Here is a 23,625-nt window from a genome sequence, read left to right as displayed (position 1 = left end):
TTTCCCTGTGAGGAGACGCCCCCATGTCTGCCGACACCCGCGAGGACCGACTTGCCCGCCGCATCGCCGAGCTGGAAGCCGATGACCCGCAATTCGCTGCCGCCGCACCCGACGCACGCATCGCCCGCACCATCGACGACCCCGAAGTCCGCCTACCCGACATCCTGCGGATCGTCCTCGACGGGTACGCCGCGCGGCCGGCACTGGGTCAGCGGGCCCTGCGTTTCGTCGAGGACGGTGCCGGCCGCACCGTCGCCGAGCTGCTCCCCCGCTTCGACACCCTCACCTACGCCGAACTGTCCCGCCGCGTGCACGCCGTCGCCACCGCGCTGGGCGACGTGCACCCGGGTGACCGCGTCGCACTGCTGGGATTCACCAGCGTCGACTACACCACTATCGACATGGCCTTGGCGATGCTGGGAGCGGTGTCGGTGCCGCTGCAGACCAGTGCCACGGTCGACACCCTGCGTCCGATCGTCGCCGAGACCGAGCCGGTGCTGATCGCTTCGTCCGTCGACGCACTCGCCGATGCGGTCACCCTGACACTGGGCGCCCCGACCGTGACCCGCCTTCTGGTCTTCGACCATCACGCGCAGATCGACGACCACCGCGAGGCCGTCGAATCCGCGGCAGGTCGGCTGCGTGACGTCGGCTCGACGGTCAGAATTGAGACGATCGCCGAAATACTGGCTCCCAGATCGTCCTGGCCTGTCACGGAACTGACTGCGCGCGAGGCGATTCCGTCGGACCCGAGTGCCCTGGCGTTACTGATCTACACCTCAGGCAGCACCGGTGCGCCCAAAGGCGCGATGTATCCCGAACATCTGGTCGCCAATTCGTGGCGGCACTCATTCCGGGCCAGCTGGGGCGATCAAACCCTCCTTCCCTCGATCACCCTGAACTTCATGCCGATGAGCCATGTCATGGGGCGCGGGCTCCTGTACGGCACGTTGGGCGCCGGCGGCACCGCCTATTTCGCTGCGCGCAGCGACCTTTCGACATTCCTGGACGATCTCGCCCTGGTCCGCCCAACCCAGTTGAGTTTCGTCCCACGGATCTGGGACACCATCTTCAACGAGGTGCACAAAGAACTGGAGACCAGTTCCGACGACGAAGACGACGTGCTCGCCCGCATCCGCCGCACGCTGCTCGGCGGGCGGTATGTGACGGCGATGACCGGCTCGGCGCCCTTGTCGCCGGAGATGAGAGCATTCGTCGAACGGCTGCTCGACATGCACCTCACCGACGGGTACGGGTCGACCGAAGCCGGCGCGGTGTTCGTCGACGGACGGGTCCAACGACCGCCGGTGATCGACTACAAGATCGTCGACGTCCCCGACCTTGGCTACTTCTCCACCGACCGCCCGCACCCGCGCGGTGAACTCCTGGTCAAATCCGAGACCCTGTTTCCCGGCTACTACAAGCGTCCCGACATCACCGCCGAGATGTTCGATGGGGACGGCTACTACCGGACCGGAGACATCGTCGCCGAGACCGGCGCCGACGAGCTGGTCTACCTGGACCGTCGCAACAACGTCCTGAAGTTGTCACAAGGCGAGTTTGTCACCGTGTCCAAGCTGGAGGCGATCTTCGCAGACAGCCCGCTGGTGCGCCAGATCTACCTCTACGGCAACAGTGCCCGACCCTACCTGGTCGCGGTGATCGTGCCGACCGACACCGCACTGGCCGCGGAAAACGTCAAAAGTGCACTGGCCGAGTCACTTCAGGAGGTGGCCAGGGTCGCCGAGCTGCAAGCCTACGAGATCCCGCGCGACTTCCTCATCGAGACATCACCGTTCACCCTGGAGAACGGACTGCTGACCGGTATTCGCAAGCTTGCCCGCCCCAAACTCAAGGAGTATTACGGCAAGCGGCTCGAAGCCCTCTACACCGAGCTTGCCGACGGACAGGCCGACGAGTTGCGCGAACTGCGCCGTTGCGGCGCCGAGCGCCCGACGCTGGAAACCGTGCGCCGAGCGGCCGCGGCGCTGCTGGGCACCGCGGCCGGCGATGTCGCCGCCGACACCCATTTCACCGACTTGGGTGGGGACTCGTTGTCGGCATTGACATTTGCCAACCTTCTGCACGACATCTTCGACATCGAAGTTCCCGTCGGGATGATCGTCAGCCCGGCCAATGACCTACGTGCGGTGGCCGAGCACGTGGAGGCCGAGCGCCGGCACGGGTCGGCTCGACCGACGTTCGCATCTGTGCACGGCCACAGCGCAGCGGGTGTCAACGAGGTACACGCCCGCGACCTGACGTTGGACAAGTTCATCGATGCGGACACGCTGGGTGCGGCCGCGGGGCTGCCCGGACCGAGCGCCGAGATTCGCACCGTCCTGCTGACCGGGGCGACCGGGTTCCTGGGCCGCTACCTGGCACTGGACTGGCTGGAACGGATGTCGCTGGTCGGTGGCAGGCTGATCTGCCTGGTCCGCGCGAAAGACGATGCGGCGGCGCGTCGCCGGCTCGACCGCACCTTCGACAGCGGTGACCCCCAGTTGGCGGAGCGCTATCGGCTGATGGCGGCCGACCACCTTGAGGTGCTCGCCGGCGACAAAGGGGACGCCGACCTCGGACTCGGCATCCAGACTTGGCGCCGGCTGACCGACGAGGTCGACGTGATCGTCGATCCTGCGGCGTTGGTCAACCATGTGCTGCCTTACCGCCAGCTGTTCGGTCCGAACGTGATCGGCACCGCCGAACTGTTGCGGGTCGCGCTGACGTCCCGGTTGAAGCCGTTCGTCTACGTCTCCACGATCGGGGTGGGGGCGGGCATCGCACCGGGCCGATTCACCGAGGATGGCGACATCAGACAGATCAGCGCGACCCGCACCATCGACGAAAGCTATGCCAACGGCTACGGCAACAGCAAATGGGCCGGCGAGGTGTTACTGCGCGAGGCTCACGATCTGTGCGGTCTTCCAGTGTCGGTGTTCCGCTGCGACATGATCCTGGCCGACACCAGCTATACGGGCCAGCTGAACCTGCCCGACATGTTCACCCGACTCATCTTCTCGCTGGTCGCCACCGGCGTCGCGCCCGCGTCGTTCTATCAGCTCGACGCAGCGGGCCGTCGCCAGCGAGCGCATTACGACGGGTTGCCGGTGGAGTTCGTTGCCGAGGCGATCTCGACCCTCGGAGCCCAAGTGACCGCTGGGTTCGAGACCTACCACGTGATGAACCCCTACGATGACGGGATCGGCCTCGACGAGTACGTCGACTGGCTCATCGACGCCGGGTATCCGGTGCATCGGGTAGGCGACTACGCGACCTGGCTGAGCCGTTTCACCACGGCACTGCAGGCGCTGCCCGAGCGCCGGCGGCAGTATTCCCTGGTGCCCCTGCTGCACAACTATCAGCATCCGGAGACGCCGTTGTGTGGTTCGCTGGCACCGACCGACCGGTTCCGCGCCGCGGTTCAGGACGCGAAAATCGGCCCGGACAAGGACATTCCGCACATCACGCCACAGATCATCGTCAAGTACGTCACGGATCTGCAGCGGCTCGGCGTGCTCTGAACTTGCCCTACACCGCGGCGTCGTCTGGCCGCTTGGCGCGCCGACCGAACAGTCCAGTCCGCCGGCGCGGCACCGGTTCGGTGACCGCGTCCGGCTGCGCCCAGCCCGCGGCCGTGTCGGCGGCGGGCTGCGGCGCCGCGGAGTAGACGCTCGCCTCAGGCTCACCGTGCACACGAGCATCGTCGCGGCGTTGCACCCCCGCGTCGCGATAGGCCACACCCGCGTCGCGATAGGCGATGTCGCGGGCGGTGCGCACGGACAGCCGGCCGACCGCCAGCGCGGCGAGGAAGATGATCAATGCGCCGAGCCCGGAGAAGTAGGTGAGCTCCAACCACACCTGCTTGGTCTCGTTGGTGGCCGCAGGCTGTCCTACGTCGCCAAGACCCAGCGGACCGGCCACGGCACGACCGACGACGAACCAGGCGCCGGCCGCGACAGCCAGCCACCCTCCGAGCATCGCGGTGGCACGGTTTCGCGACGCGAACAACATCAGGCCGCCCAGGACCGCCACCAGTCCGGGCAGCACCTCCAGCCAGCCGCGTCCCGCGGTCCAGGCCCACGGTCGGTCGGGGGTGAACGCGAAATCGAACAACGGGCCGATGAATGGTGCCAACGCGCCCCACACTCCTAGAGCCACGATCAGCAGCCCGCTGACCGCCCCGCGACTGCGCGGTATCTCCATCGCGCCGCGCCGAGTGCGGCTGGGTTTGTCGACCATGAGATTCCTCCTCGGGTGGTCGAGCAGGGATACCCGCGCCTGCAGGGCGGTAACCGGGCCGGCGCCGCATGCGGCACCGCAGCGACGATCGCGCCGGTGAACGCTCGGCTATCAGCGGACCAGCCCGAGTACCACCAGCGCCACCGACACGGCCGGGAAAAGGCCCTGGATGACGGCGGCGCGCGCCTTGTCCGGCGCCGACACCAGCAACACCACCGCCGCAGCCAGCATCGACCCCACACCGGCGAACACCAGGGCTGCCCCCACCGCCGTCGCGCCGGTGAACACCGTGACCACGCCGACGAGGGTCACGACGGCCAGGAACAAATTATAGAACCCCTGGTTGAAGGCGAGCTGGCGAGTGGCGTGCGCCTCCTGCTCGGTGGTGCCGAACACCGCCCGCGTCCGTGGTGCCGTCCAGGTCAGAGACTCCATCACGAAGATGTACGCGTGCAGTGCGGCCGCGAACACCGCCACGATCAACCCGGCAGTGAGCATGGGTGCGCCTTTCGTCAGTCGAACAGACCTGCCTGCCCGAGGCCGGCGGCTCCCGCGGGCGGTTTGAGTCCCAGGTGCGTCCATGCCTGGGCGGTGGCGACGCGACCACGAGGCGTGCGCGCGATCATCCCGGCCCGCACCAGGAACGGTTCGCACACCTCCTCGACAGTGGTGGCTTCCTCGCCGACCGCAACGGCCAGGGTCGACACCCCGACCGGGCCCCCGCCGAAGCTGCGCGTCAATGCCGAGAGCACCGCGCGGTCCAGCCGGTCGAGTCCGAGTTCGTCGACGTCGTACACCTCCAGTGCGTACTTCGCGATGTCGCGGGTGATGACGCCGTCGGCACGCACCTCGGCGTAGTCCCGCACCCGCCGCAGCAACCGGTTCGCGATTCGGGGTGTACCGCGCGAACGGCGGGCGATCTCCGCGCCGGCGTCGGCCCCCAGCTCGATGCCCAAAATGCCGGCCGAGCGGGCCAGCACCCGTTCCAGTTCGGACGGTTCGTAGAAGTCCATGTGCGCGGTGAACCCGAATCGGTCCCGCAGCGGTCCGGTCAGCGCACCGGACCGGGTGGTCGCTCCGACCAGGGTGAACGGTGCCACTTCCAGCGGAATCGAGGTTGCGCCGGGGCCTTTCCCGACCACGACGTCGACGCGGAAATCCTCCATCGCCAGATAGAGCATCTCCTCGGCGGGACGGGCGATACGGTGGATCTCGTCGATGAATAGGACGTCGTGCTCGACCAGGTTCGACAGCATGGCCGCCAGGTCGCCGGCGCGTTCCAACGCCGGACCCGAGGTCACCCGCAGCGACGATCCCAACTCGGCGGCGATGATCATCGCCAACGACGTTTTGCCCAGGCCGGGCGGACCGGAAAGCAGGATGTGATCCGGGGTGCCGCCACGGTTCTTGGCACCCTCGATGACGAGCTGGAGTTGCTCGCGCACCCGCGGCTGGCCGATGAACTCACCCAGCGACCGCGGCCGCAGGCTGGCGTCGATATCGCCCTCCCCGACCGTCAGCGCCGGTGACATCTCCCGCTCGTCGGGTTCGTCCGCTGAGTCTTCGGAAAACCGACCCATGCTGCTACTTCTTTCCGAGCATCGACAACGCCGCGCGCAGCGCACTGGACGTGGTGGCCTCCGGCTCGTTGGCCAGCACCTTGTCGGTGGCCTCCTCGGCCTGCTTCTGCGCGAAGCCGAGGCCGACGAGTGCCTCCACGACCGGGCCCCGGATGCCGTGCCCGCCGGTCGACGTGACACCCGCCGACGTCGACGTGCCCACCTTGTCGCGCAGCGTCAACACCAGCAGTTCGGCGGTCTTCTTGCCCACCTTGGGGATTCGGGTCAGCGCGGTGACGTCGCCGTCGCCGATCGCCTGCCTCAGGGTCGGCCCGTCGTACATGGCCAGCGCGCCGAGCGCGATGCTCGGTCCGATCCCGGACACCCCGAGCAGGGTCAGGAAGAGGTTGCGGGCATCGGAGTCGGCGAAGCCGTACAGCGTCATCGAGTCTTCCCGGACGATCATCGCGGTGATCAGCCGTGCCTCGTCGCCCCGGCGCAGGGTCGCCAGGGTGGCCGGCGTCGCCATCACCTTGTACCCCACGCCGGCAGCCTCGATGACGACGTGATCGAGAGCGATGTCGATGACCTCGCCACGCACCGCGGCGATCACTTGGCGCTCCGCGACATCTGCCCGGCTTTGGCCTTGAGTGTGGCCCGATACTTGCGGCGCTGCTCGGCCGCCATCTCCTCCGCGGCGGCCATCCGCGCGATCATCGGAGCCCGCCAACAGTGGCAGATCGCCAGCGCGAGCGCGTCCGCCGCATCCGCTGGGGTTGGTTTCTGTTGCAGCGCAAGGATTCTGGTGACCATCTCGGTGACTTGCGCCTTGTCGGCCCTGCCGTTGCCGGTCACGGCGGCCTTGACCTCGCTGGGCGTGTGAAAGTGCACGTCGATATCGCGGCGCGCCGCGGCCAGCGCGATCACGCCACCGGCCTGCGCGGTTCCCATCGCGGTGTTGGCGTTCTGGTTGGAGAACACCCGCTCGATGGCGAGTACGTCCGGCCGGTGGGTGTCCAGCCAGTGCTCGACGGCAGTGCTGATGGCGAGCAGGCGATGCGCGAGTGGATGATCGGCCGGGGTCCGCACCACGTCCACGTCCAGCGCGATGACCTGACGCCCTTTCCCACTTTCGATGACCGACAGCCCGCACCTGGTCAGGCCGGGGTCGACACCCATCACCCGCACGCCCAGACCCCTTCTCGCAACAGAACACGTGTTCGAGAGCTTAGCGGCTTCCGGGGACGGGGCCGGACAGGACACGCGGTCACAAAGCGCTATCTCACCCGGCCTGCAGCATCGAGTTGATCGAGGATCGAGCGAACTCAACGACTGACGTGCGCCCGGTCGCGCCAGTCCCCCGCTCTGGTCTTGGCCATCTGACGTGCCGGGAAACCCGTCGCGTCGGGGCTGAGGGTACCGCCGAACGTGACGTGTCCCCGGGCGCCCACCCGGGCCAGGAGCTTCTGGACCTGCGAAGTCGCCGGGATATCGCCCTGTGTGGCCGAATCGTCCAGTGGGCCACTGCTGACCAGCCATACCGGCACGCGACTGAGAGCGTCGCGGTGTCGTCGCACACATCGCCGCGCGTCCCGATGCCACCGGCTCGCATACAACGCCCCGGCGACGGTGACGGCGTCGAATCCGTCAACAGTGGTGACATCGCGCGCGGCAGACATGTCGACGTCATGCCCGGCGTCAGTGAGCGCGTCGGCGATCATCGCGGCCAGGCCGGCGGTGCCGCCACGCTTGGAGCCGAACGCAACGAGAATTCGGGTCATTGCGCCGACTCGTTCGCCGACCTGCCGGGGATCGAAGCCGCTGTGGCGTTGGCCTGGATCTGTCGCAGCGTAGCCCTGAGCACGTGACCGACGAACGGTCGGACCAGGCGCCAGTAGCGCAGGAACCGCCGCCGGGATTCGGGATCGGTTGTCACAGTTCGGCATTCGTAGGTCAGCAGGGTGGAGGCGGCGCCGTACGGCCGGACCGAGAAGTTGGCCGCGATCTTTCCCCATCCCGGTTCGTCGAAACTTGTGAAGTCCGCGGCGGCGACATCGCGCCATTCGATGGTGGGCTTCCAGAACTTGCCGATGGCACCGAAGGCGATCTCGCGTTCGGCCCGCCTACCCAGGAACGTCCATCCGGGCAGCCCCATGTCGGCCCCGATGACCAGATGCGGTGGTGGCGGCCCGGTCTTACCGGACAGCCGGGCGGGCAGGGCCCGTAGCCACATCGCCAGGTCGAACAGCGGTGAGTGCACGGTCAGCAGGTCGATCGCGCATGCGGCCGCGAAGGTCGTCGCCGGGTCCGCTGCCACCACGAGATGTTCGGCGATCACAGCGTCGTAGCGGGGCATCGCCGAGTCGATGAGAAGTGCCTCGGTGTCCGGGCTGGTCATTGTCACACTGTGCGACGGGCGGGCCATTCGGCCCTAGGGCCCATGGTCCTCTCTGGGCATCACCAGCGTCACGCCGCAGCGATGGATGAACCCGGGTGTCCGCGCCCGGCACCGGCCGTCGTCGGCGGTGGGCACCATCGTCACCCCATTCGCTGACCGGCCGGTCCGGGCGTCCGCTCAGTCCTCGTCGAGGGCGGCGGCGACGTCGTCGGGGATGTCGATATTGGTGTAGACGTCCTGGACGTCATCGCTGTCTTCGAGTGCGTCGACGAGCTTGAGCACCTTGCGGGCGGCCTCGACGTCGACCGGGACGCTGACCGACGGCTGGAAGGTGGCCTCGGCCGATTCGTAGTCGATGCCCGCATCCTGCAGCGCTGTCCGCACCGCCACCAAATCTGTTGGCTCCGAGATGATCTCGAAGCTGTCACCGAGGTCGTTGACGTCCTCTGCGCCGGCGTCGAGCACCGCGGCCAGGACGTCATCCTCGGTCAGTGAGTTCTTCTCCAACGTCACCACGCCCTTGCGGGTGAACAGGTAGGACACCGATCCCGGGTCGGCCATGCTGCCGCCGTTGCGGGTCATCGCCACCCGCACCTCACCGGCGGCGCGGTTGCGGTTGTCGGTGAGGCATTCCACCAGGACCGCGACACCGTTGGGGCCGTATCCCTCGTAGGTGATGGTCTGCCAGTCGGCCCCGCCGGCCTCTTCACCCGCGCCGCGCTTGCGGGCACGCTCGATGTTGTCGTTGGGCACCGAGTTCTTCTTGGCCTTCTGGATCGCGTCGTAGAGCGTCGGGTTGCCGGCCGGGTCACCGCCGCCGGTGCGGGCGGCAACCTCGATGTTCTTGATCAGCTTGGCGAAGTTCTTGCCGCGACGCGCGTCGATCACGGCCTTCTTGTGCTTGGTGGTGGCCCACTTGGAATGGCCGCTCATACAGGTACTACTTCCTTCGAGTCTGCTCGGTCAACGTCACATCGTCAGTCCGATCGACCAGTCTACGTGGGAGTTCGAGGGAATCGAACCCACCTCACCCGAGGTCGCCACGGAGGTCGCCGTGGATATAGCGCTGCAGATTCGGGGCCACCGCAGCGACGAGCGCGTCCCCGTCCATCGACGCGATCGGCTCGACCCGCCAGACGTAGCGCATCATCGCCAGCCCCATGATCTGGGACGAGATCAGCCCGCTGCGCACCAGCCGGTCGGCGTCGTCGGAGCCCAGCTGCGAGACACCCATCAGGCTGCGTTCCACCACCAGGCGCAGCTTCTCCCGGGTGGCTGCCTCGTGCGCGGCGGTCTGCAGGATCGCGCGCAGCACCGGGCCGATCTCGTCGTCGGCCCACGCGTCCAGCATCAGCCGCACCAGGGCCGCGCCCAGCTGTGGGACCGGCGTGCTCCAGGTCGCAGCAACGTTCTCTAACCACCGACGGGGCGGGTCGGTAGCGGCATCGAGGAGCGCTTCTTTGGACCCGAAGTAGTGATACACCAGCGCCGGATCGACATCGGCGGTGCGGGCCACGGCACGCACCGTCGTGCCCGCATATCCGGTGTCGGCAAACGCCGTACGCGCCGCGACGAGGATTCGTCGCGACAGCACACCGCGTTCGTCCCGGGGCCCGGGCGTGATCTTGGGCACGAGTTTCATCGTAGCGTGAATTTCACGTTGCGACGAAACTAGTTTCAACGTAGCGTGAAACTATGCCCGGCATCGATCGCCCCCTCAACGGCCCGCAGGACACCGGCCGCACCTACCGCAACCTGAGCCGCCCGACGTTCGGAATATCCCGACGCCACAACCAACGCGTCCGCATGCGCGACGGCGTCGACCTGATGGCCGACGTACACCACCCCGACTCACCCGGGCGATTCCCTGCGCTGATCGCCGCGTCGCCCTATCCGCGGCAGATCCAGAACCTCGGCGCCCCGGCCGGGTTCATCGAGGCCGGGGCGACGGACTTCTGGGTCTCCCGCGGCTATGTCCACGTCATCGCCAACCTGCGCGGCACCGGCGGGTCCGGCGGCACGTTCGGCTTCATGGACGCTCAGGAGCGCCGCGATCTCCACGACCTCGTCGAGTGGGCCGCGGCCCAACCGTGGTGCGACGGCAACGTCGGCATGATCGGGATCAGCTACTTCGCGATGGCCCAATTGGAGGCCGCCGTGGAGCGGCCGCCGCATCTCAAGGCGATCTTCCCGGTCGCGGCCACCGCAGACCTCTACGACGCCGCCTCGCACCACGGGCTGACCAGCTCGTCGTTCATCACACCGTTCCTGTCGATGATGGGATTGACCGCCGCGCGCAGCGACGCGTTCTGGCGGCGCAATCCGGCCATCGCCATCGCCCGGCGCATCCTGAACACCCCGCGGCTGCACCGCAGGTTCGCGACGATGAACGGGGAAGCGGCGGTCACCATGATGCGCCGGCTGCTCCAACTCCCCCACGACCCGCACCCGTGGGACGACCTCTGGCTCGACGCCATGGTGCGCCATCCGCTGCGCGACGGTTGGTGGCAGGAGCGCAACCTGCTGCCGCTGCTCAACCGCGTCGAGATCCCGGTTTACCTCGGGTGCGACTGGGAGAACGTCCCGCTGCATCTGCCGTCCACCTTCACCGCATGGAAAGCGTTGTCGCACAATCCGAACGTGCGGATGGCGATGCTCGGACAGTTCGGGCTCACCTGGCCGTGGGAGAGCCTGCACCGAGAGGCACTGGCCTGGTACGACCACTGGCTCAAGGGTGCCGACACCGGGATCATGGACGGTCCGGCGGTGCGCTACATCCTGCCCGGGTCAGATTCCTGGCAGACCAGCCCGAGCTGGCCACCGCCTGCCACTGCACTGCAGTGGGCGCTGCGCGCCGACGGCACGCTCGGCGCCGACGAGGGTGAGCCTGCAGGACGCGAGTACCTCGCCCTCGGCGCCGGGCTCAACCGCGCCAAGGCCAGCCCGATCGACCCGCCGGCGATGCTGAGCTGGACTTCCGCGCCGATGGAGGGTGACCTCGACGTCGTCGGCGATATCGAACTGCGTTTGGAGGCCTCGGCCACCGCGGTGGACACCGCCTGGATCGCGACGCTGCAGGACGTCGGGCCCGACGGTCAGATCACCGATGTGACCGCGGGTTGGCTGCGGGCCAGCCTGCGCACTGTCGACGAGGCCGCCAGCACCCTCGGCGCTCCGGTCCTGGCCTGCGACACCGCGGTGGCGGTACCCGTCGGGGAGGTCGTGACCTACCGGATTCCGCTGGTGCCCAACGCCCGCCGGTTCACGCGCGGACACCGGCTGCGCCTCACGCTGACCAGCGACGACCAGGACCCCGCCAGCCCCGCGATCATGAACTTCCGCCACGCATCCGTGGGAACCAGCAGCGTCAACACCATATGGTCGGCCTCGCGACTGATCCTGCCGACCCGCCTACCGCTGTTAGCTGAGCCACACTGACTGGCCGAGTAACTTACTCCAAAGTAAGGTCAACGTCTATGACGTTCTCCCTGGAACTGCCCCCGGACCTGGTCGACGTGCAGAAGTGGGTCCACGAATTTGCTGCCGACGTAGTCCGGCCCGCAGCCGCCGAGTGGGACGAACGCGAAGAGACACCGTGGCCGATCATCGCCGAGGCGGCCAAAGTCGGCCTGTACTCGATGGAGTTCTTCGCCGAGCAGGCCGCCGAGGAAAGCGGCCTCGGCATGATCGTGGCCTTCGAGGAGATGTTCTGGGGAGACGCCGGCATCGCCCTGTCGATCCTGGGCACTGGGCTGGCAGCGGCATCGCTGGCCGCCAACGGAACCCCCGAGCAGGTCGGCGAGTGGGTGCCGCAGATGTTCGGCAGCGTCGACGATCCGAAGGTCGCCGCGTTCTGTTCCTCGGAGCCCGGGGCAGGGTCCGATGTGGGCGCGATCCTGACCAGGGCCCGCTACGACGAGGCCGCCGATGAGTGGGTGCTCAACGGAACCAAGACCTGGGCCACCAACGGCGGTATCGCCAACGTCCACGTGGTCGTCGCGTCGGTGCACCCCGAGCTGGGCACGCGCGGGCAGGCGTCGTTCATCATCCCGCCCGGAACCCGGGGACTGAGCCAGGGACAGAAGTTCCTCAAGCACGGCATCCGCGCCTCCCACACCGCCGAAGTGGTCCTCGATGAGGTCCGCATCCCGGGCCGCCTGATCATCGGCGGCAAGGACAAGTTCGACGCCCGGATCGCCAAAGTGCGCGAAGGCAAGAAGGCCGCCGGGCAGGCGGCGCTGGCGACCTTCGAGCGCACCCGCCCCACGGTCGGCGCGATGGCCGTCGGGGTCGCCCGTGCCGCCTACGAGTACGCCCGCGACTACGCGTGCGAGCGTGAGCAGTTCGGCCGCAAGATCGGCGAGTTCCAGGCGGTGGCGTTCAAGCTCGCCGACATGAAGGCGCGCATCGACGCCGCCCGGCTACTGGTGTACCGCGCCGGTTGGATGGCACGCAACGGCAAGAGCTTCGAGGCGGCCGAAGGGTCGATGGCCAAGCTGGTCGCCAGCGAGGCGGCGGTCTATGTCACCGACGAGGCGATCCAGATCCTCGGCGGCAACGGTTACACCCGCGAGTATCCCGTCGAGCGCATGCACCGCGACGCCAAGATCTTCACGATCTTCGAGGGCACCAGCGAAATCCAGCGACTGGTGATGGCGCGCGCTATCACCGGCCTGCCCATCCGGTAGCGACACCACGACGCGCCCGGGCACCTCGGTGCGCATGCAGGCCGGTTTGGCTCAGAGGGCGTCGACGAACAACTTGTGCACCCGGCGATCGCCCGTCATCTCCGGATGGAACGATGTCGCCAGCATCCGGCCCTGTCGCACCGCCACCGGGTGCCCCGCCGCGGTGGCCAGCACTTCGACCTCTGGTCCGACCCGCTCCACCCAGGGCGCCCGGATGAAGACCGCATGCACCGATCCGTCGATTCCGGTGAATGCCAGGTCGGCCTCGAACGAGTCCACCTGGCGACCGAACGCATTGCGGCGCACGGTCATATCGATGCCGCCCAGTGGGAGCGCCTGGCGCCCCGGCACTCCGGCATCGGCGATGTCGGTAGCGAGCAGAATCATCCCCGCGCACGACCCGTAAGCCGGCATGCCGTCGGCCAGCCTGGCCCGCAACGGCTCCAGTAGCTCGAACTCGCGCAGCAAGTGGCTGATCGCGGTGGACTCACCGCCGGGGATCACCAGCGCGTCAACAGATTTCAGCTCGGTGGGACGACGCACGGTGACCCCGTCGGCGCCCGCCTCCCGCAACGCCGCCAGATGTTCGCGGGTGTCACCCTGCAGCGCCAGCACCCCGACCCGCGGGGTCACCGTCGACCAGGTGTGAAGTCGCGAGGGTAGCGCGTCAGGCCTTCCTGCATCACCGCGGCGACCATCTCCCCGTAACGGTTGTAGATCTTGCCCTGCGTCAGGGAACGGCCACCGCACGCCGACGGTGAGGACTGGTCGTAGAGCAGCCATTCGTCGGCGCGGAACGCACGCATGAACCACATCGCGTGATCGAGCGACGCGACCTGCAAGTGCTTGCGATCCTCGGGGTAGTTCACCTGCGCCGAGCCGAGCAGCGTCAGGTCACTCATATAGGCCAGCGCACAGATGTGCAGCACATGATCGTCGGGCATCGGGTCGCGATGCCGGAACCAGACCTGTTGTTGGGACGCCTTGCCGTCCCGCACCCCGAGCCGATCGCGCGGCACGATCCGCACGTCCCACTCGTCGAACTGCCGGAAACTGGCGTCGTCGAACACTCTGCTGACGGACTTGAAGTCAGGAATGTCGTCGGGCGGCGGCGCGAGTGGCATCGCATCCTGATGCTCGATGCCGCTCTGGTCGGTCTGGAACGACGCCGACATCGAGAAGATGGTCTCGCCGTGCTGGATCGCGTTGACCCGGCGGGTCACGAACGAGCCGCCGTCACGCAGCCGCTCGACGATGTACACCGAGGGCGCCCGCGCATCCCCGGGACGCAGGAAGTAACCGTGCAACGAGTGCACCTGAAACCTCGGGTCGACGGTGCGTACCGCCGACACCAGCGACTGGCCGGCCACATGGCCGCCGAAGGTGCGCTGCAGGAACCCTGACTCCGGGCTGAACACACCGCCCCGATAGATGTTGACCTCGAGCTGTTCCAGATCGAGGATCTCTTCGATCGCCACTTACCAGCCGCGTTCGGCCAGCCGGTGCGGGACGGGGATGTCGTCGACGTTGATGCCGACCATCGCCTCACCCAGCCCGCGTGACACCTTGGCCAGCACGTCGGGATCGTCATAGAAGGTGGTCGCCTTGACGATCGCGGCCGCCCGCTCGGCCGGGTTGCCGGACTTGAAGATGCCCGACCCGACGAACACACCCTCGGCACCGAGCTGCATCATCATCGCGGCATCGGCCGGAGTGGCGATACCGCCGGCGGTGAACAGCGTGACCGGCAGCTTGCCGGCGCGGGCCACCTCCACCACCAGATCGTAGGGGGCCTGCAATTCCTTTGCCGCGACGTAGAGTTCGTCCTCCGACAGCGACGTCAGACGGCGGATCTCGCCGCCGATCTTGCGCATGTGGGTGGTGGCATTGGACACGTCGCCGGTGCCGGCCTCCCCCTTGGAACGGATCATCGCCGCGCCTTCGGTGATCCGCCGCAGCGCTTCGCCGAGGTTGGTCGCACCGCACACGAACGGCACGGTGAAGCGCCACTTGTCGATGTGGTTGGTGTAGTCGGCCGGGGTGAGCACCTCGGACTCGTCGACATAGTCGACACCGAGGCTCTGCAGGATCTGGGCCTCCACGAAATGGCCGATGCGGGCCTTGGCCATCACCGGGATGGTGACGGCGTCGATGATGCCCTCGATCATGTCGGGGTCACTCATCCGCGACACCCCGCCCTGGGCCCGGATGTCGGCCGGGACGCGCTCGAGCGCCATCACCGCGACCGCGCCGGCGCCCTCGGCGATACGGGCCTGCTCCGGGGTGACGACGTCCATGATGACGCCGCCCTTGAGCATCTCGGCCATCCCGCGCTTGACCCGCGCGGTACCGCGAGCCGGAGACTCCGGCCCTGCCCCCGACATTTCGGATTCCACTGCCTTCTCCTTCAATCGCTACTGATCCAGTTTAGAGACGCCGGCAAATCAATTGGATCCGCACGTCACCGGATGGATCTGAGCGGCCCGTCCGGTAGCGCACCCGGCGCGTCGGCCAGCTCGTTCGCCTCGGCCAGAAGCTCGCCCAACTGCAGCGGGTACACCGTCTCGCCATTGGCGACCAGTTCGCCGATCATTGTCGCATCGCACCACCGATGACCGTGAATGTAGGTGCGCTCCAGCCCGGAGCGGCCCACGTCCGACGGCTCGAAACGGGCGGTGCGATGCACGAAGTACATCTCCTCGCTGCGCAGCACCGATCCGTTGAACTCGATGACGGCGTCGCGGCGCCACAAAGGTCCGACCATCACCGCGGGCGGCACCTGCAGCCCGGTCTCCTCCAAGAGCTCGCGCGCGGCGGTCTGGGCCAACGACTCCCCGTCCTGGGCCGCGCCGCCGATGGTGAACCACCACCGGCGGGCAATCCCTCCCCCGGCGGCCGCCGCCGGATCCGACCCGCACAGCAACAGCACGGCACCGCCCTCGTCGAGCAGCACGATCCGGGCCGAGGTGCGTCTAACGGCCGGCGCGGGTTCCCGGGCCGAGAGTTCTCCGCCCTCGGCGATCTCGAAGTACGTGGGCAATGCAGCCGTTCCGCCGAGTCGCAACACGCGCACCAGCGGGCGCTCGCGCAACGCCAGGGTGTCGCGAACCGCATCGTTGTGGAAGCGACGCCCGAGCACGACCCGTGCTTCGGCGTCGGCCAACTCGGCCACCAGCGCCAGCGGTAGCGACGCCGGGTTCACCCGCGCGAGCGCGGCGGACAGCTCGTTCTCGGCCACCTCCCGACCCGCGCGCGGCGCTCGCTCGGCGGCATCGGCCAATGCGGCGAGCCGCCTGCCGTCCGGTCCCACGCCGTACGCTTCGACGGCCACCGCACGGGCCACCACCGCGCGCCGGGCAAGCGCCCCGTCGAGGGCCTGCCAGGACAGGTCATAGCGGACGTGCAATCGGTCCAGCCGGTTGGCTGTCTGATAGGCCCACACCGCGATCAGCAGGATCACCGAGACCAGCAGCGCGATCCCGACCGCGGCGATCCACGGGATCACAGCGGCCCGCCCCCGGCGACCTGGACTCTGACTCCGGAACCGGCGACCGTTTCGTACACCCGCAGGATCTGCTGAGCCACCACCGACCAGTCGTAGCGCTGCACCGCGCGCGCGGCGCACTCCACGTAGCGGTTCCGCACGACGTCGTCGGAAAGCACCTCGATGAGGCCGTCGGCCAGGGCGGTCGGGTCGTCGACAGCGACCAGTCGGCCGGCCTCCCCGTCGCCGAGCACCCGCCGGAAAGCGTCGAGGTCGCTGGCCACCACCGCGGTTCCCGCCGCCATCGCCTCAACCAGCACGATGCCGAAACTCTCCCCGCCGGTGTGCGGGGCGCAGTACACGTCCGCGCTGCGCATCGCCGATGCTTTCTCGGCGTCGCTCACCTGACCCAGAAAGCGCAGATGCCGGGCCAAAGGCCCGGCTTCGGTCCGCAGCTCGTCTTCATCGCCGCGGCCGACCACCAGGATCTCCACATCACCGAACCGCTGCACCAGTCGGGGCAGCGCTGCGAGCAGCACGGCCATCCCCTTGCGGGGTTCGTCGAACCGACCGAGGAACAGCACACTCTTCCCAGGCCGCGGATACCCGGGCAGCAGCGGCGCACCGCCGAAGCTCGCCACGTCCACACCGTTGGGAATCTCGACGGCATCGCTGCCGAGCGCCTCCATCTGCCAACGACGGGCCAGGTCGGACACCGCGATACGACCGACGATCTTCTCGTGCATGGGACGCAGAAAAGGTTCGAACACCGACAGCGTCAGCGATTTCGTCGTCGAGGTGTGAAAGGTCGCCACGATCGGACCCTCGGCGATGTTCAGTGCCAGCATCGACAGACTGGGCGCGTTGGGTTCGTGCAGGTGCAGCACGTCGAACTGGCCCTGGGCCAGCCACTTCTTCACCTTGCGGTGGGTGGCGGGCCCGAACCGCAGCCGGGCCACCGAGCCGTTGTACGGGATCGGCACCGCCCGGCCGCCCGAGACCACGAAATCGGGTAGCGATTCCTGCGCCTCGGGCGACGCCGGCGCGAGCACGCTGACCTCATGGCCCTTGCCGCGCAACACCTCCGACAACTGCAGCACGTGCGCCTGCACTCCTCCGGGTACATCGAACGAGTACGGGCACACCATCCCGATCCTCACGAAGCCTCCAGGCGAGCACTGCGCTCCTCGGACAGGTCGGCCAGCCACTGTGGTTGCATCATGTGCCAGTCCTGCGGATGGGCAGCAATGTTGGCCGCGAACCGGTCGGCCAGTGCCTGGGTGATGGCCGCGACGTCACCGGAGGTGGTGCCCAGTTCGGGGTAGACCTGCATTCCCCAGTCGTCGGGCTCGAACCAGCAGTGCACCGGCAGCAGCGCGGCTCCGGTGGCCAAGGCGAGTTTCGCCGGGCCGGCCGGCAACCTGCTCGGTTCGCCGAAAAAGTCGACCGGCACACCGCTGCGTGTCATGTCCCGGTCGGCCATCAGGCACACGAGGCCGTTGTCCAGCAACCGGTCCCGCAGCACATCGAACGGTGACCGATCCCCACCGGACAGCGGAACCACCTCGAAGCCGAGACTCTCGCGGTAGGCCAGGAAGCGGTTGTACAGCGACTCGGGCTTGAGACGTTCGGCCACGGTGGCGAAGGTGCCGTGGTTTTGCACCAGCCACACCCCGGCCATGTCCCAGTTGCCGCTGTGCGGTAGCGCCAGCACGGCTCCGCGGCCGGCTTCCAGCGCCGACCACACATGATCGATGTCGCGTACGCGCAGCCTTTTGCCGAGCTCCTCGTGGTCCATCGTCGGGAGCCGGAACGCTTCGCGCCAGTATCGCGCGTAGGACGCCAGCGACTCCCGCATCAAGGTGGCCGGGACACGCTCGGGGGTGGTGCCGATCACCCGCGCCAGGTTCCTGCGCAGCTGATCGGGCCCTCCGTTACGCGACGCCCACCGCGCTCCCGCGTCGAATGTGCTGCGCGCCAGGAACTCCGGCGCCGCCCGGACCACCCGCCAGCCCGCTGCATACCCCCAGTCGGTCAGCTGACCGCCCAGCGTCGACGGAAGCGACCACAGACCTGCCATGGCTTCGCCCGCTCCGACCGGCTGACGCGTCATTGCTCGGGGTTCTCAGGTTTTTCGGCCGGTGTCAACGGCTCCATCGCCGCTGCCGAGGTCCGCACACTGTGCAGCCGTTGCCCGACGGTCACCACGCTCGTCACCGCGAGCACCCACATCGCAACCTCGAGCAGCCACGGCATCGGGAAGAACGGCAGATCCGAGAAACACGTCCCGATGAGGGTGATCACCAGGCGCTCGGGCCGCTCGATGAGCCCACCGTCTCCGGTCAGGCCGCTGGCCTCCGCACGGGCCTTGATGTAGGAGATGACCTGGGACGACACCAGGCAGATCATGGTGGCGACGACCAACCCGGTGCTGTGCAGCCCGAACGCGGCCCACCACAGCAGGCCTCCGAGGACCGCGCCGTCACTGATTCGGTCACACGTCGCGTCGAGTACCGCCCCGAACCGGGTGCCGCCGCCGCTCTGCCGGGCCATCGCCCCGTCGAGCATGTCGGCCAGGACGAAGAACGCCACCACGAACGCACCCGCGAACAGGTACCCCATCGGGAAGAGGGTCAGCGCAGCGAGCACCGACCCCGCGGTGCCCAGGATCGTGACACTGTCCGGCGTCAGCCCCAGCCTGAGCGCCCCCTTGGCGATCGGCCGCGACAGCTTCGCGTACGCCGCGCGGGTCATCAGGTAGAAATCGCTCACCGCTGCCGGTCCCACTCGGTGGCCAGCAACTGCCGAGTGTCGCGCAGCAGCTGCGGGATGACCTTGGAGTCGCCGATCACGGTGATGAAGTTGGCATCGCCGCCCCATCGCGGCACCACGTGCATGTGCAGGTGCTCGGACAGCGAACCCCCCGCCGACGTCCCGAGGTTCAGTCCGACGTTGAAGCCGTGCGGCCGAGACACCGCCTTCATCACCCGGATCGCCTTCTGCGTGAAGGCCATCAGCTCTGCGCTCTCGGCTCCGGTGAGGTTCTCCAACTCGGCGACCCGCCGGTAGGGCACCACCATCAGGTGGCCCGGGTTGTATGGATACAGGTTGAGCACCGCATAGACCAGCTCGCCGCGCGCCACCACCAGCCCGTCCTCGTCGGACATGTTGGGGATGTCGGTGAAGGGCTCCGACGAGGACGCCGACCCCGCCTTGACGGCATCGGCGATGTAGGTCATCCGGTGCGGCGTCCACAGCCGCTGCAGATGGTCGGGGTCGCCGACGCCGCGATCCACGATGGTGTCCTCGGGGTCCACGTCAGCCCTTGCCCCCGCCGGGGACCGCGGAGCTGACGTCAACGAGTTCGGCTGTCGGCGTGGCGTTCTCACGTCGCCTGACCCAGTCGGCGATGGTCTCGACCGCCTGCTGCAGCGGGACGCCGTTGATCTGCGTGCGGTCACCGAACCGGAAAGACACCGCACCGGCTTCGACGTCGCGGTCGCCCGCGAGCAGCATGAACGGCACCTTCTGGTTGGTGTGGTTGACGATCTTCTTGGCCATGCGGTCGTCGCTGGTGTCGACGTCGGCACGGATACCGAGCCCGCGCAGTCGGTCCGCCACCTCACGCAGGTACGGGACGTGGTCGTCGGCGACCGGAATGCCCACCACCTGCACCGGCGCCAGCCAGGCCGGGAAGGCCCCGGCATAGTGCTCGGTGAGCACACCGAAGAACCGCTCGATGGAGCCGAACAGGGCGCGGTGGATCAGCACCGGCCGCTTGCGGGTCCCGTCGGCTGCGGTGTACTCCAACTCGAAACGGTCCGGCATGTTGAAGTCGAGTTGGATGGTCGACATCTGCCAGCTGCGCCCGAGCGCGTCGCGCACCTGAACGGAGATCTTGGGACCGTAGAACGCCGCACCACCCGGGTCGGGCACCAGCTGCAGACCCGAGGCCTCGGCCACTTCGCGCAGGGTCTCGGTGGCCTCTTCCCAGATCTCGTCGGAGCCGACGGATTTCTCGGGGTCCTTGGTCGACAGTTCCAGGTAGAAGTCGTCCAGTCCGTAGTCGGCGAGCAGCTCAAGCACGAACTGCAGCAACCGGGCCAGTTCGTCGCGCATCTCTTCACGGGTGCAGTAGATGTGCGCATCGTCCTGGGTCATCCCCCGGACGCGGGTGAGCCCGTGGATCACGCCGGACTTCTCGTAGCGGTACACGCTGCCGAACTCGAAAAGCCGCAACGGAAGTTCCCGATAGGAGCGCCCGCGTGAGCGGTAGATCAGATGGTGCATCGGGCAGTTCATCGGTTTGAGGTAGTAGTCCTGCCCGGGCTTGCGGACCGTGCCGTCGGGGTTGTATTCGGCATCGATCTGCATCGGCGGGAACATCCCGTCGGCGTACCACTCAAGGTGACCGGAGGTGATGTAGAGCTGCTCTTTGGTGATGTGCGGTGTGTTGACGAACTCGTAGCCGGCCTCGATGTGCTTGCGCCGTGAGTACTCCTCCAGCTCCCGGCGCACCACTCCGCCCTTGGGATGGAAAACCGGTAGGCCCGAACCTAATTCGTCGGGGAAACTGAAGAGGTCAAGCTCGACACCCAGTTTGCGGTGGTCGCGTCGCTGCGCCTCCTCGATCAGCTCGAGATGGCGGTCCAGCGCCTCCTGGGACTCCCACGCGGTGCCGTAGATCCGCTGCAGGCTGGCGTTGTTCTGGTCACCACGCCAGTAGGCGGCCGAGCTGCGGGTCAGCTTGAACGCCGGGATGTAGCGGGTGGTCGGGATGTGCGGACCGCGACACAGATCGCCCCAAACCCGGTCGCGGGTGCGCGGATTGAGATTGTCGTAGGCGGTGAGCTCGTCGCCCCCGACCTCCATGACGTCGGGATCGCCGGATTTGTCGTCGATGAGTTCGAGTTTGTACGGTTCGCCGGCGAGTTCGACGCGGGCCTGGTCCTTGGACTCGAACACCCGCCGGGAGAACAGCTGCCCTTCCTTGACGATCTGTCGCATCCGCTTCTCCAGCGCTTCCAGGTCGTCCGGAGTGAACGGTTCGGCGACCTCGAAGTCGTAATAGAAGCCGTCGGTGATGGGCGGTCCGATGCCGAGCTTGGCGTCGGGGAACAGCCCCTGCACCGCCTGGGCCAACACGTGGGCCGCAGAGTGCCGGATCACGCTGCGGCCGTCGTCGGTGTCGGCAGCCACCGGAATCACCTCGACGTCGGCGTCGGGAACCCAGGACAGGTCACGGAGTCGGCCGTCGGGGTCCCGCACGACGACGACCGCGTCGGCGGCGCCGCGCGACGGCAATCCGGCGTCACGGACCGCCTGCCCGGCGGTCGTCCCGGCAGCGACCCGGATAGGGGCTGCTGGGGCGGGGCGGGCGGGGGCGCTCATCGCGGTGGTTCTCCAAACTCTCAACGGGGTGCAGGCCGGGGATCGACCGCGACCATGCTATCGGGGTCTGGCCTCACGTCCCGATACCAACGGGGCTATCCAGCCAGCCGTAGTCGAGACCGAGCAGTCCGCCCATGAAACCGAGCACCCCGAAGAGCCACAGCGTGACCACCACCACCGCGAAAGTGAACAGCGCGCCCAGCACCTGGACCCACAGGCCCTGCCGTTTGAACCACCCCATGGCGGCGTCGTACCGGATGCGCACGTAGGCGAGCAGGCGGCGTGCCCAGTCGAACTCGGTCGCCAGGATCGCCAGCCCGACGAAGACGATGGCCCAGCCCGGGCCCGGGTACGGGATGGCCACGATCCCGACGACCAGCACCAGCAGGCCGACGACACCGACCGTCATGCGGTATGTGAGGTTGACCAGTCGGCGTTCTCGCAACCGGTCGCGCCACCTCGACCAGCGGCGGGCGAACCCGAGCCGTTCGGTCTCCTCGCTCACGGCTGGCCGGGCTTCAATTTCAGGAACAGGGAGTGCGCCTCAGCCAGCAGCTGGTCGCCGTCGAGCAGCCGACCGGACACGAAGATCTTGCGGTCGACGATGTCGTCGATACCGGCCTCGATCTGGAACTCGGTGCCGACGACTGCAATCTTGCGATAGTCGACGTGCAGGAAGGCGGTGCGCTGCGCCCTGCTGTCGCTGAGTTTGAAGGCGGTGAACCCGAGCACCGAATCGAACAGGTGAGCCACCGCGCCGCCGTGGGCGGCCCCGTTGCGGCCCAGGTGATAGCGGCGGAACCGGGCGGTGCCACGGACCCGGCCGTCCTCGGTGACGCGCAGGTCGGTGGGCACGTTGAGAATGTTGCCGCGGTTGGGTAGATCCATCCGGCGGCCCGACGGAGAGGACCACTCGTCGGCGTCGTACGGTGCCAGCAGCGCGCACGCCCGCTCGATCAGGCCGGCGACCTCGGTGACCACCGCGTCGGGGGCGTCCGCGGCGCGGGTGTGATCCTGAAGAGTGCGAACCGCCTCGACGAAGCGGCCGTAGTCCGGTCCGCCGCGGGTGGTGGGCGCCGGCGCGTTGAATCCCCCACCGACGTGTGCATCGGTGGCCTCGTTGGTGCTCACCCGCCCACCGTATTGGTTGCCTCGGCGCTGGGCAGCGCCGGCTTTGCTCAGTCTGCGAATTCGGTGCCCGGAATTCGGTGCTGGCATTCGGTGTGCGGAGTCGGCGTCGATTGCGAAGCCGGCGTCGATACCGCGGGCGGGTCCCGGAGGTCGTGCACCGCTGCGACGTGCGCGGTGACAAGCTGAGAGCGTGAAGTTGAGCGACCTGGCCGCCAAACCACTGACCTACCCCGAGGTCGGCGCGACCGCGACGACAATGCCCGGCGGGTACCACCATCTGCGGAAATCCGCCAGAATCGGCCGCGGACGGGATCGCTTCGAGCAGGCCGCCGCCGATGGGATGCGCTGGGGCATGCTGCGCGGAGCCGGTTTGCGCGTCGACGCCACAGCGCCGGTGGCTGCGGTGGGAGTCGAGGTGCTGGTCCATCTCGGACCGGTCACCGCGCCATGCCGGGTGGTGTATGTCGTCGACGAACCCCACCGACGTGGGTTCGCCTACGGGACCCTGCCCGGGCACGCCGAATCCGGCGAGGAGCTGTTCGTCGTGCGATACGACCCGGCCACCACGGAGGTGTTCGCCGAGGTCGCCGCGTTTTCGCGGCACGCGACGTGGTGGAGCAGGCTGGGAGCTCCGGTGACGTCGCTGGCGCAGCGGGTGGTGACCGACCGGTACCTGAGGGCGCTCTAGATCGTCGGGCCTGGGTCATTCAGCCGCCGACGGGCCGCAGGTCC

At 68.0% G+C, this 23,625-nt stretch carries 24 protein-coding genes; 4 read left to right on the top strand and 20 right to left on the bottom strand.

The features are described 5' to 3' along the window. Nucleotides 1-23: 23 nt before the first annotated feature. Nucleotides 24-3,524: a carboxylic acid reductase gene (gene car / locus ACNUDN_RS12275; protein ID WP_419122199.1), complete on the top strand. Its 3,501-nt coding sequence runs from the start codon at nucleotides 24-26 to the stop codon at nucleotides 3,522-3,524. A 7-nt stretch (nucleotides 3,525-3,531) separates the two neighbouring features. On the opposite strand, the gene ACNUDN_RS12270 is transcribed toward car, so the two are convergent. From ACNUDN_RS12270 to ACNUDN_RS12230, 9 genes are all read right to left on the bottom strand, one after another. Beyond that, nucleotides 3,532-4,242 carry a hypothetical protein gene (locus ACNUDN_RS12270; RefSeq protein WP_419122198.1) on the bottom strand — a complete coding sequence of 237 codons (711 nt, stop codon included), beginning with the start codon at nucleotides 4,240-4,242 and terminating at the stop codon, nucleotides 3,532-3,534. A gap of 111 nt (nucleotides 4,243-4,353) precedes the next feature. Continuing rightward, nucleotides 4,354-4,740 (bottom strand): DUF1304 domain-containing protein, encoded by a 387-nt coding sequence (locus ACNUDN_RS12265; protein ID WP_419122197.1) that lies wholly within the window; start codon nucleotides 4,738-4,740, stop codon nucleotides 4,354-4,356. A 14-nt stretch (nucleotides 4,741-4,754) separates the two neighbouring features. Further along, on the bottom strand, nucleotides 4,755-5,822 hold the full coding sequence (gene ruvB, locus ACNUDN_RS12260; RefSeq protein ID WP_419122196.1) for a Holliday junction branch migration DNA helicase RuvB: 1,068 nt from the start codon (nucleotides 5,820-5,822) through the stop codon (nucleotides 4,755-4,757). 4 nt (nucleotides 5,823-5,826) lie between these two features. Then, nucleotides 5,827-6,414 carry a Holliday junction branch migration protein RuvA gene (gene ruvA / locus ACNUDN_RS12255; protein ID WP_419122195.1) on the bottom strand — a complete coding sequence of 196 codons (588 nt, stop codon included), beginning with the start codon at nucleotides 6,412-6,414 and terminating at the stop codon, nucleotides 5,827-5,829. Further along, complete coding sequence (ruvC, locus tag ACNUDN_RS12250; RefSeq protein WP_419122194.1) at nucleotides 6,411-6,989, bottom strand: crossover junction endodeoxyribonuclease RuvC; 579 nt, start codon at nucleotides 6,987-6,989, stop codon at nucleotides 6,411-6,413. The genes ruvA and ruvC overlap by 4 nt, the downstream gene beginning before the upstream one ends. Nucleotides 6,990-7,126: 137 nt before the next feature. Then, on the bottom strand, nucleotides 7,127-7,582 hold the full coding sequence (locus ACNUDN_RS12245; protein ID WP_419122193.1) for a flavodoxin domain-containing protein: 456 nt from the start codon (nucleotides 7,580-7,582) through the stop codon (nucleotides 7,127-7,129). After that, complete coding sequence (locus ACNUDN_RS12240) at nucleotides 7,579-8,199, bottom strand: hypothetical protein (protein WP_419122192.1); 621 nt, start codon at nucleotides 8,197-8,199, stop codon at nucleotides 7,579-7,581. The genes ACNUDN_RS12245 and ACNUDN_RS12240 overlap by 4 nt, the downstream gene beginning before the upstream one ends. 177 nt (nucleotides 8,200-8,376) lie before the next feature. Next, nucleotides 8,377-9,132 (bottom strand): YebC/PmpR family DNA-binding transcriptional regulator, encoded by a 756-nt coding sequence (locus tag ACNUDN_RS12235; protein ID WP_419122191.1) that lies wholly within the window; start codon nucleotides 9,130-9,132, stop codon nucleotides 8,377-8,379. Nucleotides 9,133-9,226: 94 nt separating this feature from the next. Then, on the bottom strand, nucleotides 9,227-9,841 hold the full coding sequence (locus ACNUDN_RS12230; RefSeq protein ID WP_419122190.1) for a TetR/AcrR family transcriptional regulator: 615 nt from the start codon (nucleotides 9,839-9,841) through the stop codon (nucleotides 9,227-9,229). A 53-nt stretch (nucleotides 9,842-9,894) separates the two neighbouring features. Between ACNUDN_RS12230 and ACNUDN_RS12225 the strand changes: the two genes are divergently transcribed. Further along, nucleotides 9,895-11,637 (top strand): CocE/NonD family hydrolase, encoded by a 1,743-nt coding sequence (locus ACNUDN_RS12225; protein ID WP_419122189.1) that lies wholly within the window; start codon nucleotides 9,895-9,897, stop codon nucleotides 11,635-11,637. A gap of 38 nt (nucleotides 11,638-11,675) precedes the next feature. Continuing rightward, nucleotides 11,676-12,887 carry an acyl-CoA dehydrogenase family protein gene (locus ACNUDN_RS12220; RefSeq protein WP_419122188.1) on the top strand — a complete coding sequence of 404 codons (1,212 nt, stop codon included), beginning with the start codon at nucleotides 11,676-11,678 and terminating at the stop codon, nucleotides 12,885-12,887. Nucleotides 12,888-12,938: 51 nt separating this feature from the next. Here ACNUDN_RS12220 and pdxT read toward each other — a convergent pair whose 3' ends face one another. The 11 genes from pdxT to ACNUDN_RS12165 form a co-directional block, all read right to left on the bottom strand. Next, entirely contained in the window at nucleotides 12,939-13,520 is a 582-nt protein-coding gene (gene pdxT, locus ACNUDN_RS12215; protein ID WP_419122187.1) for a pyridoxal 5'-phosphate synthase glutaminase subunit PdxT, read from the bottom strand. Continuing rightward, nucleotides 13,517-14,365 carry an acyl-CoA thioesterase II gene (tesB, locus tag ACNUDN_RS12210; protein WP_419122186.1) on the bottom strand — a complete coding sequence of 283 codons (849 nt, stop codon included), beginning with the start codon at nucleotides 14,363-14,365 and terminating at the stop codon, nucleotides 13,517-13,519. The genes pdxT and tesB overlap by 4 nt, the downstream gene beginning before the upstream one ends. Further along, on the bottom strand, nucleotides 14,366-15,271 hold the full coding sequence (gene pdxS, locus ACNUDN_RS12205; protein ID WP_419125127.1) for a pyridoxal 5'-phosphate synthase lyase subunit PdxS: 906 nt from the start codon (nucleotides 15,269-15,271) through the stop codon (nucleotides 14,366-14,368). It abuts the gene before it with no gap. A gap of 77 nt (nucleotides 15,272-15,348) precedes the next feature. Further along, the gene (locus ACNUDN_RS12200) at nucleotides 15,349-16,392 is read right to left on the bottom strand and encodes an NUDIX hydrolase (protein ID WP_419122185.1); all 1,044 of its coding nucleotides are present in this window, start codon (nucleotides 16,390-16,392) and stop codon (nucleotides 15,349-15,351) included. Beyond that, a complete protein-coding gene (locus tag ACNUDN_RS12195; protein WP_419122184.1) occupies nucleotides 16,389-17,531 on the bottom strand; it encodes a glycosyltransferase family 4 protein in 1,143 nt (380 codons plus the stop codon). The genes ACNUDN_RS12200 and ACNUDN_RS12195 overlap by 4 nt, the downstream gene beginning before the upstream one ends. Continuing rightward, the gene (locus tag ACNUDN_RS12190; protein ID WP_419125126.1) at nucleotides 17,528-18,451 is read right to left on the bottom strand and encodes a phosphatidylinositol mannoside acyltransferase; all 924 of its coding nucleotides are present in this window, start codon (nucleotides 18,449-18,451) and stop codon (nucleotides 17,528-17,530) included. The genes ACNUDN_RS12195 and ACNUDN_RS12190 overlap by 4 nt, the downstream gene beginning before the upstream one ends. 29 nt (nucleotides 18,452-18,480) lie before the next feature. After that, the gene (pgsA, locus tag ACNUDN_RS12185) at nucleotides 18,481-19,143 is read right to left on the bottom strand and encodes a phosphatidylinositol phosphate synthase (protein ID WP_419122183.1); all 663 of its coding nucleotides are present in this window, start codon (nucleotides 19,141-19,143) and stop codon (nucleotides 18,481-18,483) included. Further along, nucleotides 19,140-19,730 (bottom strand): ATP adenylyltransferase, encoded by a 591-nt coding sequence (locus ACNUDN_RS12180; RefSeq protein WP_419122182.1) that lies wholly within the window; start codon nucleotides 19,728-19,730, stop codon nucleotides 19,140-19,142. Before ACNUDN_RS12180 ends, pgsA begins: the two co-directional genes overlap by 4 nt. Next, complete coding sequence (gene thrS / locus ACNUDN_RS12175) at nucleotides 19,690-21,762, bottom strand: threonine--tRNA ligase (protein ID WP_419122181.1); 2,073 nt, start codon at nucleotides 21,760-21,762, stop codon at nucleotides 19,690-19,692. The genes ACNUDN_RS12180 and thrS overlap by 41 nt, the downstream gene beginning before the upstream one ends. 73 nt (nucleotides 21,763-21,835) lie before the next feature. Next, the gene (locus ACNUDN_RS12170; protein ID WP_419122180.1) at nucleotides 21,836-22,267 is read right to left on the bottom strand and encodes a TIGR02611 family protein; all 432 of its coding nucleotides are present in this window, start codon (nucleotides 22,265-22,267) and stop codon (nucleotides 21,836-21,838) included. Then, complete coding sequence (locus ACNUDN_RS12165; protein ID WP_419122179.1) at nucleotides 22,264-22,893, bottom strand: PaaI family thioesterase; 630 nt, start codon at nucleotides 22,891-22,893, stop codon at nucleotides 22,264-22,266. The genes ACNUDN_RS12170 and ACNUDN_RS12165 overlap by 4 nt, the downstream gene beginning before the upstream one ends. 190 nt (nucleotides 22,894-23,083) lie before the next feature. Here ACNUDN_RS12165 and ACNUDN_RS12160 point away from each other — a divergent pair, with 190 nt between their 5' ends. Then, complete coding sequence (locus ACNUDN_RS12160) at nucleotides 23,084-23,581, top strand: DUF1990 domain-containing protein (protein ID WP_419122178.1); 498 nt, start codon at nucleotides 23,084-23,086, stop codon at nucleotides 23,579-23,581. The last annotated feature ends 44 nt before the right edge of the window (nucleotides 23,582-23,625 follow it).

The organism is Mycobacterium sp. smrl_JER01 (genome assembly GCF_048513595.2).
In the GTDB taxonomy this organism is placed as follows: Bacteria; Actinomycetota; Actinomycetes; order Mycobacteriales; family Mycobacteriaceae; genus Mycobacterium.
The sequence above is the reverse complement of the archived record's forward strand: the minus strand, read 5'-3'. Positions and strand labels throughout refer to the sequence as shown.

Bases quoted from the DNA above. Each gene is read 5' to 3' on its own strand.
- thrS (WP_419122181.1), bottom strand. From the start codon at position 21,762: ATGAGCGCCCCCGCCCGCCCCGCCCCAGCAGCCCCTATCCGGGTCGCT.
- ACNUDN_RS12240 (WP_419122192.1), bottom strand. From the start codon at position 8,199: ATGACCAGCCCGGACACCGAGGCACTTCTCATCGACTCGGCGATGCCC.
- pdxS (WP_419125127.1), bottom strand. From the start codon at position 15,271: ATGTCGGGGGCAGGGCCGGAGTCTCCGGCTCGCGGTACCGCGCGGGTC.
- ACNUDN_RS12265 (WP_419122197.1), bottom strand. From the start codon at position 4,740: ATGCTCACTGCCGGGTTGATCGTGGCGGTGTTCGCGGCCGCACTGCAC.
- ACNUDN_RS12245 (WP_419122193.1), bottom strand. From the start codon at position 7,582: ATGACCCGAATTCTCGTTGCGTTCGGCTCCAAGCGTGGCGGCACCGCC.
- ACNUDN_RS12230 (WP_419122190.1), bottom strand. From the start codon at position 9,841: ATGAAACTCGTGCCCAAGATCACGCCCGGGCCCCGGGACGAACGCGGT.
- ACNUDN_RS12235 (WP_419122191.1), bottom strand. From the start codon at position 9,132: ATGAGCGGCCATTCCAAGTGGGCCACCACCAAGCACAAGAAGGCCGTG.
- ACNUDN_RS12270 (WP_419122198.1), bottom strand. From the start codon at position 4,242: ATGGTCGACAAACCCAGCCGCACTCGGCGCGGCGCGATGGAGATACCG.
- ACNUDN_RS12225 (WP_419122189.1), top strand. From the start codon at position 9,895: ATGCCCGGCATCGATCGCCCCCTCAACGGCCCGCAGGACACCGGCCGC.
- ruvB (WP_419122196.1), bottom strand. From the start codon at position 5,822: ATGGGTCGGTTTTCCGAAGACTCAGCGGACGAACCCGACGAGCGGGAG.
- ACNUDN_RS12220 (WP_419122188.1), top strand. From the start codon at position 11,676: ATGACGTTCTCCCTGGAACTGCCCCCGGACCTGGTCGACGTGCAGAAG.
- ACNUDN_RS12190 (WP_419125126.1), bottom strand. From the start codon at position 18,451: ATGGCAGGTCTGTGGTCGCTTCCGTCGACGCTGGGCGGTCAGCTGACC.
- car (WP_419122199.1), top strand. From the start codon at position 24: ATGTCTGCCGACACCCGCGAGGACCGACTTGCCCGCCGCATCGCCGAG.